General features: G+C 30.3%; 12 protein-coding genes. 10 read left to right on the top strand and 2 right to left on the bottom strand.

The genetic code is table 11. From position 1 onward, the window contains the following. Genes AANAER_RS02785 through AANAER_RS02810 form a run of 6 tightly spaced genes read left to right on the top strand, consistent with a single transcriptional unit; the run spans window position 1 to window position 6,488 of the window. Window positions 1–297 carry a DUF2018 family protein gene (locus tag AANAER_RS02785; RefSeq protein WP_228135487.1) on the top strand — a complete coding sequence of 99 codons (297 nt, stop codon included), beginning with the start codon at window positions 1–3 and terminating at the stop codon, window positions 295–297. Window positions 298–305: 8 nt separating this feature from the next. Then, complete coding sequence (locus AANAER_RS02790) at window positions 306–1,202, top strand: polyprenyl synthetase family protein (RefSeq protein ID WP_129082322.1); 897 nt, start codon at window positions 306–308, stop codon at window positions 1,200–1,202. Window positions 1,203–1,234: 32 nt separating this feature from the next. Beyond that, the gene (hemA, locus tag AANAER_RS02795) at window positions 1,235–2,533 is read left to right on the top strand and encodes a glutamyl-tRNA reductase (RefSeq protein ID WP_129082323.1); all 1,299 of its coding nucleotides are present in this window, start codon (window positions 1,235–1,237) and stop codon (window positions 2,531–2,533) included. Between the two features lie 11 nt (window positions 2,534–2,544). Continuing rightward, window positions 2,545–4,251 (top strand): proline--tRNA ligase, encoded by a 1,707-nt coding sequence (locus AANAER_RS02800; RefSeq protein ID WP_129082324.1) that lies wholly within the window; start codon window positions 2,545–2,547, stop codon window positions 4,249–4,251. Between the two features lie 58 nt (window positions 4,252–4,309). Beyond that, complete coding sequence (locus tag AANAER_RS02805; protein WP_044416203.1) at window positions 4,310–5,119, top strand: mechanosensitive ion channel family protein; 810 nt, start codon at window positions 4,310–4,312, stop codon at window positions 5,117–5,119. Further along, window positions 5,112–6,488, top strand: a complete 1,377-nt coding sequence (locus AANAER_RS02810) for a CCA tRNA nucleotidyltransferase (protein ID WP_170218427.1) — start codon at window positions 5,112–5,114, stop codon at window positions 6,486–6,488. The genes AANAER_RS02805 and AANAER_RS02810 overlap by 8 nt, the downstream gene beginning before the upstream one ends. Before the next feature lie 13 nt (window positions 6,489–6,501). Here the strand turns inward: AANAER_RS02810 and AANAER_RS02815 are convergent, their stop codons facing one another. Continuing rightward, a complete protein-coding gene (locus tag AANAER_RS02815) occupies window positions 6,502–7,308 on the bottom strand; it encodes a mechanosensitive ion channel family protein (RefSeq protein WP_129082326.1) in 807 nt (268 codons plus the stop codon). Window positions 7,309–7,356: 48 nt separating this feature from the next. Continuing rightward, window positions 7,357–8,592, bottom strand: coding sequence for an apolipoprotein N-acyltransferase (locus AANAER_RS02820; RefSeq protein ID WP_129082327.1), 1,236 nt, complete (start codon window positions 8,590–8,592; stop codon window positions 7,357–7,359). Window positions 8,593–8,620: 28 nt separating this feature from the next. On the opposite strand from AANAER_RS02820, the gene yajC reads away from it, so the two are divergent. The 4 genes from yajC (at window position 8,621) to AANAER_RS02840 (ending at window position 13,284) form a co-directional block, all read left to right on the top strand. After that, window positions 8,621–8,893 carry a preprotein translocase subunit YajC gene (gene yajC / locus AANAER_RS02825; RefSeq protein ID WP_129082328.1) on the top strand — a complete coding sequence of 91 codons (273 nt, stop codon included), beginning with the start codon at window positions 8,621–8,623 and terminating at the stop codon, window positions 8,891–8,893. 73 nt (window positions 8,894–8,966) lie between these two features. Then, on the top strand, window positions 8,967–10,532 hold the full coding sequence (gene secD / locus AANAER_RS02830) for a protein translocase subunit SecD (protein WP_129082329.1): 1,566 nt from the start codon (window positions 8,967–8,969) through the stop codon (window positions 10,530–10,532). Continuing rightward, window positions 10,532–11,500 carry a protein translocase subunit SecF gene (gene secF / locus AANAER_RS02835; protein ID WP_129082330.1) on the top strand — a complete coding sequence of 323 codons (969 nt, stop codon included), beginning with the start codon at window positions 10,532–10,534 and terminating at the stop codon, window positions 11,498–11,500. The genes secD and secF overlap by 1 nt, the downstream gene beginning before the upstream one ends. Before the next feature lie 449 nt (window positions 11,501–11,949). Further along, the gene (locus AANAER_RS02840) at window positions 11,950–13,284 is read left to right on the top strand and encodes a hypothetical protein (RefSeq protein ID WP_129082331.1); all 1,335 of its coding nucleotides are present in this window, start codon (window positions 11,950–11,952) and stop codon (window positions 13,282–13,284) included. The last annotated feature ends 119 nt before the right edge of the window (window positions 13,285–13,403 follow it).

Genomic DNA, 13,403 nt, shown 5'->3' on the forward strand with positions numbered 1-13,403 from the left:
ATGTCAAAAGATTGGTTTATTGAGGACGAAAACGATATATTTTTTGGAACCGTTAAATCAAAATATTTTGATGTTACAAGAGGTGCAAATAAAGAGATTGTTGAAGAAGAATTCGACAAACTCTTAGAAAAAGTTGCAGTAATGGAACTTCTTTTATCAAAAGATAAAGAAGAAGATTTTGATATTGATAGACTGATTAAAGAGTATATCTTTCAAAATCTTGATGAAATAGAAAATATAAAAAAAGATTTATATTTAGAACTTACAAGCAATATAGTTAGTAAGTTAGAATCATAGGGTTTATAGTGGAAGAGTTAGAAAAAGTAAAAGATAAGATAAAAGATTTTATTTTAGAATGCAAAGATGAGAAGAGTTTAAAGTTATTGGATCTTTTACCGACAGGTAAAATGCTAAGAAGTAAATTGATTTTAAAAATTGCAGGGGTAAATGAAGAGTCTATAAAACTATGTGCAATAGTTGAGATGATTCATGCCTCTTCACTTTTACATGATGATGTAATAGACGAAGCAGATACAAGAAGAGGAAAACCCTCTATTAATGCCTTGTTTGACAATAAAACTTCAATAATGTTCGGGGATGTTTTATACTCTAAAGCCTTTACCGAACTATCTCAAATGAATAAAGATATTGCATACACAGTCTCAAATGCCGTAACTTTGTTAAGTATCGGTGAGATGTTAGATGTAGATTTGACTGACTCTTTTAATACTTCATATGAAAAGTATCTTGATATGATTTATAAAAAAACAGCCTCTTTAATTGAAGCTTCTGCAAAATCTGCCGCAATTTTGAGCAATAAAAACAGAGACAAATATGCACTGTACGGTAGAAATTTAGGTCTTGCCTTTCAAATGATTGATGATATCTTAGATATAACGCAAGACAGTGCTACTTTAGGAAAACCTGCAATGCTGGATTTTGTTGAAGGTAAAGTTACGATTCCTTATCTTTTATTATATGAAAGAGTGGAAGATAAAAAAAGACTGCAATCTTTATATAAAAAGAGTTTATCAAAAGAAGAAGAAGCTTGGATAAAAGAGCAAATGTTTGAAACAAAAGCTTTAAAAGATTCTATAAACAAAGCAAAAAATCTCGGAAATGAAGCAATTCAAGCTGTAAAAGATGAAAACAACGAATCTTTAGTAGAGATAATGAGTGCAATGATAAACAGAGAGTTTTAAAATATTTAAGATATGCAAAGAGAGTTAATATTATGAGTTATTTAAGTATTAGTTTTTCCCATAAAAATACAGATATTCAAACTAGAGAAAAACTGGCATTTCCCAATGAAGAGAATAAAGATAGATTTTTAAAACAACTGCTAGACGATGAAAATATAGAAGAAGCAATACTTTTATCAACATGTAACAGAGTAGAAATAATAACTTCGGTTGAAAGTACGGCAAAAGCCTCTAAATCAATAATCCAAAAATTGGATAATTATTCAAAAATCGGTTTTGAAGATCTTTATGACAGAGCAGATATATATGAAAATGACGGGGCAATTCATCATCTTTTCTCAGTTGCTTCGGCTCTTGATTCTTTGGTAATAGGAGAAACACAAATAGTAGGACAGCTAAAAGATGCTTTTAGGTTCTCTTTATCTAAAAATTATTGCGAACAAAATCTTCCAAGAGCTTTGCATTACTCTTTTAAATGCGCCGCAGCTGTGAGAAATGCTACAAGTTTGGGAACGGGTTCTGTTTCTGTCGCAAGTACGGCAGTTGCAAAAGCAAAAGAGATAATAAATGATACCGCCGGAGTAAAAGCACTTGTAATAGGTGCAGGAGAGATGAGTGAATTAACTATAAAACATCTTCTTTCAGCAGGATTTGACGTGGTTTTAATAAGCCGTGATACAAAAAAAGCACAAATGCTGGCAGATACTTTTGAAGAGCATATAGATGTTAAAGAGTATTCAAAATTAGAAGAGTTGTTAAATGAAATTCCTGTAATGATAACGGCAACTTCTGCTCCATATCCCATTATTAAACAAGAAATGGTAAAAGAGTGCAGTTTTGAAAGATTTTGGTTTGATATAGCAGTTCCAAGAGATATTGACGATATTGAATCTTCTAATTTGATGATTTACTCTGTTGATGATTTGCAAGATATAGTAAACAGTAATATGAGTTTAAGAGCCGAACAGGCAAAAACTGCATATGCAATAGTAAATAAAATGTCACTGGAATTTTTTGACTGGTTAAAATCTTTAGAAATTGAACCTGTAGTAAAACATATGTATTTAAAAGCCGAAGAGATTATTGATAAAAAAGTTGAACATGCTATGAAAAAAGGTTTTATACATAAAGATGATGAAGCAAATATAAGAAAACTTTGTCAAACCGTGATAAACGAGTATCTTCATCAGCCTCAAAAAAAGATTAAATCAATTTCAAAAGATAATCAATGCGATATCGTAGTTGGAACACTTCAATCAATTTTCGGCTTGAAGTCAGATACAAACAGATTAAACAGCCATAATTGCGATAAATTTAAAATAAATGAATAGGATATAATTAAATGAAATTTTCTCAAATGTTCATACCGACAACAAAAGAGACCCCAAATGATGCAACACTGCCTTCTCACCAGTTTCTTGTAAGAGCAGGTTTTATTTTACAAACGGGTGCTGGAATATATGATTATATGCCCCTTGGTAAAATTGTATTGGATAAAATAAGAGCCGTAGTAAAAGAAGAGATGGATAAAAGCGGAGCAAACGAAGTTCAATTCGGTTTTGTAACTCCTTTATCTTTTTGGGAAGAATCAGGAAGAGCTACAGCAATGGGACCTGAGCTTCTAAAATTTAAAGATAGAAAAGGAATGGGTTTCGTATTAAGTCCGACAAATGAAGAAGCTGTCGTAAATATGATTAAAAATAGAATCACATCATATAAAGATTTACCGATAAATCTTTATCAGATTTATACAAAATTCAGAGATGAGGCAAGACCTAGATTCGGACTTATGAGAGGAAGAGAATTCCTGATGAAAGATTCTTACTCTTTTCATGCTACAAAAGAGGATTTAGTAAGAGAATTTCATGTAATGGAAGAGACTTATAAAAATGTTTATACAAGACTCGGACTTGATTTTAGAGTAGTTTCAGCTGATAGCGGAGCTATCGGTGGAAGCGGTTCAAAAGAGTTTATGGTTTTGGCAAACTCAGGTGAAGATACTCTTGTTATCTGCCCAAATTGCGAGTACGGTGCAAATATTGAAGCAGCTACTAGAAAACCTGTGAAAAAAGAGCCTTTAGAAACAAAAGAACTTCAAAAAATAGAAACACCTAATTGTAAAACAATTGCAGAAGTTAGTGAGTTTTTAAAAGCAGATCCTTTTTACTCTATGAAAGCAGTTATGAAAAAAGCTGTTTATGAAGAATTATCTGAAGTTGTTTTGTTTTTTGTAAGAGGAACAGATGAACTTGAAGAGACAAAAGCCTGCAATGCAGCAGGAGCTTTGGAGCTTGAAGATGCGAGTGAAGAAGAAGTTAGAGCTGCAAATCTAGTTCCAGGATATTGCGGAATAATAAATCTTCCCGAAAATATAAAAGTTTTTGTAGATGAAGAATTAAAAGAAGAAAATAACTTAGTTTGTGGAGCAAATGAAGAAAACTTTCATTATGCGGGAGTTGATTTAACTTCAATGCAAAATCTTAATTTTGCCGATTTAGTAGCTGTTCAAGAAGGTGATATTTGTTCTTGCTGCGGCGGAAAACTTGAATATAAAAAAGGTATTGAAGCGGGGCATATTTTCCAGTTAGGAACAAAATACTCTGAAGCAATGGATGCAAAATTTTTAGACTCAAACGGAAAATCTCAACCTTTTGAAATGGGATGTTACGGTATCGGAGTTTCAAGATTAGTAGCAGCCGTAATTGAACAAAACCATGATGAAAAAGGTTGTATCTGGACAAAAGAGACTGCACCTTTTATTGTAGACGTAATTGTATCAAATGCAAAAAAAGATGAAGAACTAGAAGCTGGGATGAAAATCTATGAAGCATTAAAAAATGCCGGGGTAGATACAATCATTGATGATAGAAAACAACAAAGATTCGGTTTTAAAATGGGAGATTTTGAGCTTATCGGATTCCCTTATGCAGTTGTAGTAGGTAAGAAATTAAAAGAAGGCTCTGTTGAAGTAGTAGATAGAAAAACTTTGGAAAAAGTTGAAATCTCTATTGATGAAGTTGTTAACTATTTAATTGAAAAAATCAAATAACTTAATGACTTATTTGTAATCTTAATATGATATAATTTAAAAAACTTTAGGAGAGTATATGAATAGTGTAGAGACTGTTTCTGATATGATTGGACTTTATGCACTTAATGTTGCAATTGCAATTGTAATATTTGTAGTAGGTAAATGGTTAGCAAGAAAAATTGCAGATTTTGCCAATAAAATGATGTTAAAAAATAGTAAAGTGGATGCAACTTTAGCAAATTTTTTAGATGACATTATTTACTATGTTTTAATAGTAATTGTAGTTTTAACAGCACTAAAACAGTTGGGAGTTGATACAACTTCGTTCTTTGCTATTTTAGGTGCGGCAGGTTTAGCTATCGGTTTGGCTTTAAAAGATTCATTGGGAAATCTTGCATCAGGTGTTATGATTATTCTTTTTAGACCTTTTAACGTAGGAGATTTTATTAATGCAGCAGGCGTTACGGGAAAAGTTGAAGAAGTTTCGATTTTTAATACTATTTTAATTACTCCGGATAACCAAAAAATCATTGTGCCAAACGGTTCAATTTCAAGCGGTTCTATTACAAATATAAATGCAAAACCTGAAAGAAGAGTCGATTTGCTTGTAGGAATATCTTATGATGATGATATTAAAAAAGCAAAAAATATTTTAACTTCTCTTGTTGAAGCAGATGAAAGAGTTTTAAAAGACAAAGGAATTACGGTAGCTGTTTCGGAACTTGCAGACTCTTCTGTTAATTTTGTAGTAAGAGCTTGGGTAAAAACAGCTGATTATTGGGATGTAAAATTTGACTTAACGGAAAATGTAAAAGTTACATTTGACAAAGAGGGAATTACAATTCCTTATCCGCAACAGGATGTACACCACCACAATAATGATTAATATCCCCGAAATATTAGAGGATATTTTATATGAGCTTAAAAGTATCGGTGTTTTGCCGATACTTGTAGGTGGCTGCGTTAGAGACTCGCTTTTAAACCTTCCTTCAAAAGATTATGATATTGAACTTTTCAATGTGGACTCTTTTGAAAAAGTAGAAAAATCTTTAAAAAAATTCGGCAGAGTTAAAGAGGTCGGAAGATCTTTTGGAGTAATACTTCTAACTGCACAAGAGTATAGTTTTGATTTTGCATTGGCAAGAATTGAAAAGAAAATAGATAAGGGTCATAAAGGTTTTGAAGTTGATACCTCCGCTTCTCTAAGTTATAAAGAAGCAGCTTTAAGAAGAGATTTTACTATAAATTCAATAGGTTATGACTATTTTGAAAAGAGATTTTTAGACCCTTATAAGGGAATCAAAGATTTAGAAAACAAAATTCTAAGACATATAAAAGATGAAACTTTTATAGAAGATGCCTTAAGGGTCTATCGAGCCGTGCAATTTTGCTCAAGATTTAATCTGAAACTTGATTTTAATACTCAAAAGCTTTGTAAAAAAATGGTAAAAACAGAAGAGTTTAAAACTTTGCCCAAAGAGCGTATTTTTGAAGAGTTTAAAAAACTTTTTTTAAAATCAGAAAAACCATCACTTGGATTTAATCTTTTAAAAGAGTTGGGTATTTTAGACTATTTTCCTGAATTAAAGGCTTTAGTAGGCTGTATACAAGATAAAGAGTATCATCCTGAAGGTGATGTTTGGATTCATACTTTAATGAGCCTTGATGAAATGGTTAAAATAAAAACAGGTGAGCAATACAGGGATCTTTATCTTTTTTATGCAGTTTTATGCCATGATTTTGGAAAACCTTTTTGTACAAAAGAGATAAACGGAAGAATAACTTCACACAAACATGAAGCTTTGGGAGTCGAACCTGCAATTAGTTTTTTGAGCAAAATCACGAGTGAAAAAAAATTTATAGAAAAAATTATCCCTTTGATTAAAAACCATTTAGCACCATTTCAATTATATAAAGCGCACTCTTCACTAAAAGCCGTAAAAAGACTCTCTTTAAAGTGTAATATTGAAGATTTATGTTTAGTCTGTTTGGCTGATTGTAAAGGAAGAACAATTCCAAATAAAGAAAAATGTGATGAAGCCGTAAAATGGCTTTTAGAAAAAGCGGTAGAAATGAATATCTCAAATGAAGCTTTAAAACCTTTTGTACAAGGAAGAGATTTAATAACATTGGGAATGAAACCCTCAAAAGAGTTTAAAGAGATTTTAGATTATGCTCTAAATCTGCAAATAGACGAAGAGCTGCAAAAAGATGAGATTTTAGAAAGAGTAAAAAAGAGATTTAAAATAGAGTAAAAATACTCTATTTTTATGAATTTATAATGTGTACATCTCTTTGTGGAAAAGGGATTGTGATATTGTTTGCATCAAGTGCTTTTTTAATCTCTTCTCTTAGTCCAAAATATACATCCCAGTAATTTTCCGTATTACACCAAGGTAAAACCAAAAGATTAACCGAACTATCCGCAAGTGCATTTACTCCTACAATACATTGAGGATCTTTTAATACATTTTCATTTTTTGCAACAGTATTCAAAATAACCTCTTTTGCTTTGTCAATATCGCTCTCATACGAGATACCGATTTCCATATCGACTCTTAAAGTTCCGTTTCCTGAAATATTAGTAATCGAGTTTGATGAAATAACAGAGTTTGGAATAATAATAGTTTTATTTTGATAAGTTGTTAGAATAGTATTAAAAATCTGAATCTCTTTTACTTTTCCTACATGACCTTGCGTTTCAATTAAATCACCTATTTTATAAGGTCTGAAAATTAGTAATAAAACTCCTCCTGCAAAGTTAGACAAAGAGCCTTGCAATGCTAAACCTACAGCTAAACCTGCTGCACCTAGAACTGCTACAAATGAGGTTGTTGCGATACCGACCATTGAGGCAACAGATATAAAAAGTAGTATTTTTAATATCCATGAAGTAAGACTTTTAAGAAAAGGAATTAAAGTTTTATCTGTTTTTGAAGCAATTAAAGTTTTTTCTAAAATTTTTTCAACTAATTTTATAGCCCATAAACCCAAAATAAGAGTAACAATTGCCAGTGCAAGTTTGGGTGCATATTCGATTGCCAGATTTAGAATCTGAGAGATGTATTCTTCCATAAAGAAACCTTTAAATTTAAATTTTGATGAATATTATCAAAAAATAATTTAAGGTCTTATTATAGTATTTTTACTGCCGTTTACCGAATGAAAAATAGTAATATTATATTTTTTTGCATAATATTTTAAAAGCATTTTCTGCAAAGTAGGCTCAGTTGAGGGAGTAAACCAAGCATTGTTTGAAATAGCTATCATATATTTTACTCCATCTAGATTCTGAAAGATTTTATCACTGGTAGCTTCATAACAAATGGCATTTCTAAACTTTACACCGTTTATTACAAAATCCGTAGGAGAGGCTGCTTTTTTATAATCCTCGGCTCCGTCAAAAAAGATTTTATTAATAAAGTCTGTTAAGAATTTAGGAAATGGAATCTCTTCTCCAAAAGGAACTAAAACAACTTTTTTTGCAACCAAAGCTTCACCTTTTGAAATATGGTATGTTGCATTATAATAATTTCCCTCTTCTAAATATAATGCTCCGGCAATGATATCTATAAAATGAGATTTTTTAAGAAGCTTTGCCAAAAGTTCATGTCTTTTGTTTAATACTACGGGAAAAACGGTTTCAGGAAGAATAATAAGATTTTTCTTCTCTTTAATGGCATTATCTATTAACTTTAAATTATTCTCAACCAAATCAGGAATATTTGATTTCAACCATTTTTGATCTTGGCTAATATTTAACTGGGGCATTGAGATTTTTATATTAGGGGGATTTTCAATATATTGACCGCTGTTTGTATATGTAAAAAGCAGAGATATAACTGCCAAAATTTTAGTTTTTTTAGGAAATTCAATTAAAATAAAAAGGGATAATAAAATAAGTGCAAAAGAGATTTTGGAAGTATCTAAGAAACTGTTAATAAAAAGAAGTTCAGGTATAAACCAATTAAAACCAAAAGGGTGGATAAAAGAGAGAACGAAGAGAATAAAAGCCCTGTAAAAAGTAAAATCAAATACTCCTATAATAAAGAAAATAATTCCATAACCTAAGCCGAAAAACAAAGGAATGAAAAATGAAAGATATCCTAAATTGTAGTATTCAAAAGAGTTCCCTACCCAAAAAAACCAAAATATACCTATAAAATATCCTGCTACAAAAAGAGCTTTTTTATCTATTTTAAGCACTAAATATAGTGAAACAAGTCCTAAAATCGTATCTAAAATTTTGTATTCTATATTAAAATGGGCAAGGTAAATAAAGGCGCTGAAAAATAAAGAAGTTATCAAGCCTTTTATTATATAAGTTTTGTTAAAATTGTCGCGTTTTACTAAAAACATAGAAAAAACTTTTTTAAAAGGAAATTGAATGGAAGGTCAAAGTGCAGATTTATTAAGCTCATTACTACCTCTTGTTGCATTGTTTGCAATTTTTTATTTTCTAATTATCAGACCGCAGCAAAAACAAGCTAAAAAGCATAAAGAGATGATTGCAGCTCTGAAAAAAGGTGATAAGATTGTAACAAATGGTGGCTTAATGGTTGAAATTACAAAAGTAGAAGATGACTTTTTAGTAGTTAAAAACCACGATAACTCAGAAATGAAGCTTGCAAAAGAGTTTGTTGCAAAACTTCTAGACTGATGAAAATTTTAAAACATGTATTTTCTACATGTTTTAATTTTCTATGTTTACACTTACATTTTAAGGACTAAGATTGAAAATCTTTAATTATAGACTTGTTATTTTTATTTTAAGTATCATTTTTGGAATTGTCTTCTCAATCCCCTCTTTTTTACAAACCGAAACAGGAAAAAAAATATCTTTAGGACTTGATTTACAAGGTGGTTTGCATATGCTTCTTGGTGTAAAAACCGATGAAGCCGTGACCTCTAAAATAAAATCAATAGCAACTTCGGTTAAATATTTTGCCGATGATGAAGAGATATTAATAGAAGATTTGGGTATTAAAGATGATAATGTTGTTTTTACGGTATTGGATAAAGACGAACTTCCAAGAGTCGATAAAATGCTGGACAATATCAAAGGCTTGAATATTACAAAAGAGGGATTGGATTATAAAATTTCTCTAAGTAATGAAGAAGAGCTGAGAACAAAAGATTTGGCAGTTGCCCAAGCCGTTGAAACTATCAGAAACAGACTTGACCAGTTCGGTTTGGCTGAACCGAATGTTATAAGACAAGGGAAAACAGATATCGTAGTTGAACTTCCGGGTATTAAAACAGTAGCAGATGAAAAAGCTGCAAGAGAGCTTATCTCAAAACCTGCAAACCTTGAACTTATGGCAGTTGATGAAGAGAGAGCAGACCAAGTTTATAATCTCACAAAATATCAAGCGGCACAATACGGGGACGTGATTTTAGAAGATACAAGTAATCCTCAGATTAAATATCTTGTAAAAGAGATTCCTATCTTAAACGGAAGTCAAGTAATAGATGCAAAAGTAGCTTTTGATCAATCAAACCAACCGATAATCAATTTTACCTTAAATTCAAGCGGAGCAAGAATTTTCGGTGATTTTACCGGTAAAAATGTAGGAAAAAGATTAGCCGTAGTTCTTGACGGAAAAGTATACTCAGCTCCAAATATCAGAGAAAGAATCGGTGGAGGAAGCGGACAAATTTCAGGCGGCTTCTCGACAGTTGAAGCGGGAAATGTAGCAATTGCTTTAAGATCGGGGGCTCTTCCTGCTTCCGTAGAACTTTTGGAAAAAAGAAGTGTCGGTCCTAGTTTGGGAGCGGATTCTATTCAAGCTTCTATGATAGCACTTATTTCAGGTTTTTTAGTAGTATTTATTTTTATGATTATTTATTATAGAAATGCAGGAATAATTGCAAATGTTGCCTTAGTATCGAATATATTTATTATAATATCCGTAATGGCAATGTTCGGAGCGACTTTAACTCTTCCCGGGATGGCAGGTATAGTTTTAACAGTAGGTATGGCTGTTGATGCCAATGTAATTATCAGTGAAAGAATCAGAGAACTTTTAAGATCGGGAATGTCAATTCCAAAAGCGGTAGAAAACGGTTATGCAAATGCAATGAGTGCAATTTTAGATGCAAATATTACGACTATTTTAGTAGCAGTAATCTTATACGCTTACGGAACAGGACCTATTAAAGGTTTTGCAGTAACTATTTCAATAGGTATTTTAGCATCAATGCTAACTGCAATATTAGGAACACACGGTATCTATGAGGCATTAATGCCAAAAATGTCAAAAGATAAAAACTTAAATAAATGGTTTGGGATTAAATAATGGAAATATTTAAAAGCGAAAAAATATATGATTTTATGGGAAAAAGAATCCCGTTTCTTGGAGTCTCTGCTGTTTTAATTATTGCATCGATTTTTTTACTTGCTACAAAAGGGTTAAATTTTGGTATTGATTTTGCAGGAGGAACAATAGTTCAAGTAAAATATGAGCAAAAAGCGCCTATCGATAAAATCAGGGAAGTATTAAAAGATACCGAATATAAAGGTTCATCAATAACAGAATTCGGTACACCGCAAGAAGTTGTTATTAGAATTACAGGGTCATCTTCAAATTTGAAAAACGATATTAGTGATACAATGCATAAACTTCTTGATCCAACAGGTAGTTTTGAAATCAGAAGAGTCGATATGGTTGGACCAAAAGTCGGTGGAGAGTTAAGAGAAAAAGGGATAATGGCTCTGTCTCTTGCTTTAATAGTGATTTTAATTTACGTATCATTTAGATTTGAATGGAGATTTGCCGTTGCTTCAATTTTAGCTCTGGCTCACGATATTACAATAGCAATGGGAGCAATTTCACTTTTCAGCGTTGAAGTAAACTTGGATATTTTAGCGGCAATTTTAACAATCCTTGGATACTCGCTAAATGACACGATTATCGTATTTGACAGAATCAGAGAAGGAATCCAAACTTCAAAAGAGACAGAATTAAATTCAGTTGTAAATGAATCTGTAAGCAGAACACTATCAAGAACAACACTTACTTCATTGACAACATTCTTTGTTGTTGTAACACTTTTTGCTTTCGGTGGAGAAATAATTCACGGATTCGCATTTACAATGTTAGTTGGTATTATAGTAGGTACATATTCATCAATCTTTATAGCCGCATCTTTCTTAGTACAGTTAAAATTCTCAATAGCAAGTTTTAGAGAAAAAGAGGCTGAGAAATTAAAAAGAAAAAAAGAAAAAGAGAAAATAAGAGCTATGTATGAAAAGGGAACGGTTTAAAAACTGTTTTCTTATAATTTTCATAAAGGAGGTGGTTTTTAACTGCCTCCTTTTTTTATTATTGCATTTTAATTAACTCTTTATTTTCAAAAAGCTTTTATTCTTTTAGTACCATTTTATTTAAATTGGTATCGTGTTAAATTTACATCAAAAAATTTGCAACTCCATAAAGTCCAGACTTTGTTGAAGCCGGAAGGTTTTTAATTCTTTTCGGAAAAGCCTGAGAATGTTTGAGATAAAAAGGTGACTTAATGTCACGTTTTTATTGAGTTTCGCAAGGCAGAAAATAATTACAAATCTGGAGGGAATCTTTGCCTTCAACAACCGTCTGGTTATTTTTTGCCATACTTTTTTCAATAAAAAAGTATGAAAGCGAGGAGTTTATCCCTCAAGAAAAAATACAAGATATTTTAAATATAATAAAAACAACAATTTTATTTAGGAAAAATATGGCTGAAAAATCATATAAGTGTGAATCTCCAAATTGTAATAGAAAATTTGATGAATATGAAAGAAGTTTAACTAATTCAAATAACTGTATTTTTCATTGTAATAAAGATAATTGGTATGAGTTAGAAGGTGAAAATAAAAATTGGCAAATATCAGAAGAAAAGAGAGAATATTTTTGGAAAAAATTAAATGAATCAATAATTGAACAAAATATTTATAGGTCAGATAAGCTTTTGAATAGGTATAGTTTTAAAAATTTTATATTCCCATATAACTATGGTAATTTTTTTCCTAGAGATACTTTAGATGTTACTAATTTTTCAAAAATTAGTAAAGATATTTATTTTGAAGAGTGCGTTTTTCTAGATAATATAGAATTTAGTTTTATAGTATTTGATGGAGTAGTTTCCTTCTGCGACAATTTATGTTCTTCTGAAATAATGCTATCAAATTGTGAATTTAAAACTTTAGTAGCAATAAAAAATGAAAAAGAATTCAAAGGAACTTTCAATTTTTATAATTCTAAGTTTTTTGATGAAGTAAGAATTGAAAATTCTCATATAAGAGAGTTGGAATTATTTTCTTGTGAATTTAATTCATTGTTTAATTTAAATAATTCAATTCTTCATAAAATAGATTTTGAATATACAAAGTTAAAAGGGGTAAGTTCCTTTAAGAATACTAAGTTTATTAATAAATTAGATTTAAGTAATTCTTTAATTTCAGGAGAATTAAACCTTTTAGGTATAGAAGTAACTGGAATAAACCGCGAAACTGCAAGAATTATAAAAAACTCTTTTGAACAACAAAACAATATAATAGAAGCAAATAAATTCTATGCCCTAGAAATGAAAGAAAGAGAAAAAGAACTAGAAGCAGATTTAAAAAAAGGTAAAAACTTTTTTGAATGGCTAGTTTTTAAAATACATGGAATATCATCAAATCATTCACAAGATTGGCTACTAGCACTATTTTGGATAATAAATTTTACTTTTGCAATAGGGATTATAGAAAATAATTTTAGTATGTTTGGCGTAAACTTTATTTCATTTATACCGTTTATTTTTATCATGACGATTTCTTTATGTTTATCAACTTTAGAAAACATTTTTAAAAATATATTTCTAATATTTTTTTCTTTAATATCTTATGGACTATATTCGCTTATTACATGTGATTTTCAATTGTATAAAGTTGTAAATCATATTAATCCATTTTCTGTAATGAATAGTTGGGATAATTTAACTTTTGGAGAATTTCTTTACAAAATTATAATCGCATATCTAATCTACCAACTAATAATTTCAATAAGACAAAATACAAGAAGAAAATAGATGAGTAAAACTCTCTAAAAAATAATGAAATTGAAATAAAATCATTATTCTTAACATTTTTTTAATATAAAATAATGCTATAATATAAAAAATAACTTTAAAATATAAAAATTTTTTAA

This window comes from Halarcobacter anaerophilus (assembly GCF_006459125.1).
GTDB classification, from domain to species: Bacteria; Campylobacterota; Campylobacteria; order Campylobacterales; family Arcobacteraceae; genus Halarcobacter; species Halarcobacter anaerophilus.

What these genes read in the sequence shown, in the direction of transcription:
- yajC (WP_129082328.1), top strand. Translation starts at nt 8,621, where the DNA reads ATGGAAGGTCAAAGTGCAGATTTATTAAGCTCATTACTACCTCTTGTT.
- secF (WP_129082330.1), top strand. Translation starts at nt 10,532, where the DNA reads ATGGAAATATTTAAAAGCGAAAAAATATATGATTTTATGGGAAAAAGA.
- AANAER_RS02805 (WP_044416203.1), top strand. Translation starts at nt 4,310, where the DNA reads ATGAATAGTGTAGAGACTGTTTCTGATATGATTGGACTTTATGCACTT.
- AANAER_RS02810 (WP_170218427.1), top strand. Translation starts at nt 5,112, where the DNA reads ATGATTAATATCCCCGAAATATTAGAGGATATTTTATATGAGCTTAAA.
- AANAER_RS02820 (WP_129082327.1), bottom strand. Translation starts at nt 8,592, where the DNA reads ATGTTTTTAGTAAAACGCGACAATTTTAACAAAACTTATATAATAAAA.
- hemA (WP_129082323.1), top strand. Translation starts at nt 1,235, where the DNA reads ATGAGTTATTTAAGTATTAGTTTTTCCCATAAAAATACAGATATTCAA.
- AANAER_RS02785 (WP_228135487.1), top strand. Translation starts at nt 1, where the DNA reads ATGTCAAAAGATTGGTTTATTGAGGACGAAAACGATATATTTTTTGGA.
- AANAER_RS02800 (WP_129082324.1), top strand. Translation starts at nt 2,545, where the DNA reads ATGAAATTTTCTCAAATGTTCATACCGACAACAAAAGAGACCCCAAAT.
- AANAER_RS02840 (WP_129082331.1), top strand. Translation starts at nt 11,950, where the DNA reads ATGGCTGAAAAATCATATAAGTGTGAATCTCCAAATTGTAATAGAAAA.
- AANAER_RS02815 (WP_129082326.1), bottom strand. Translation starts at nt 7,308, where the DNA reads ATGGAAGAATACATCTCTCAGATTCTAAATCTGGCAATCGAATATGCA.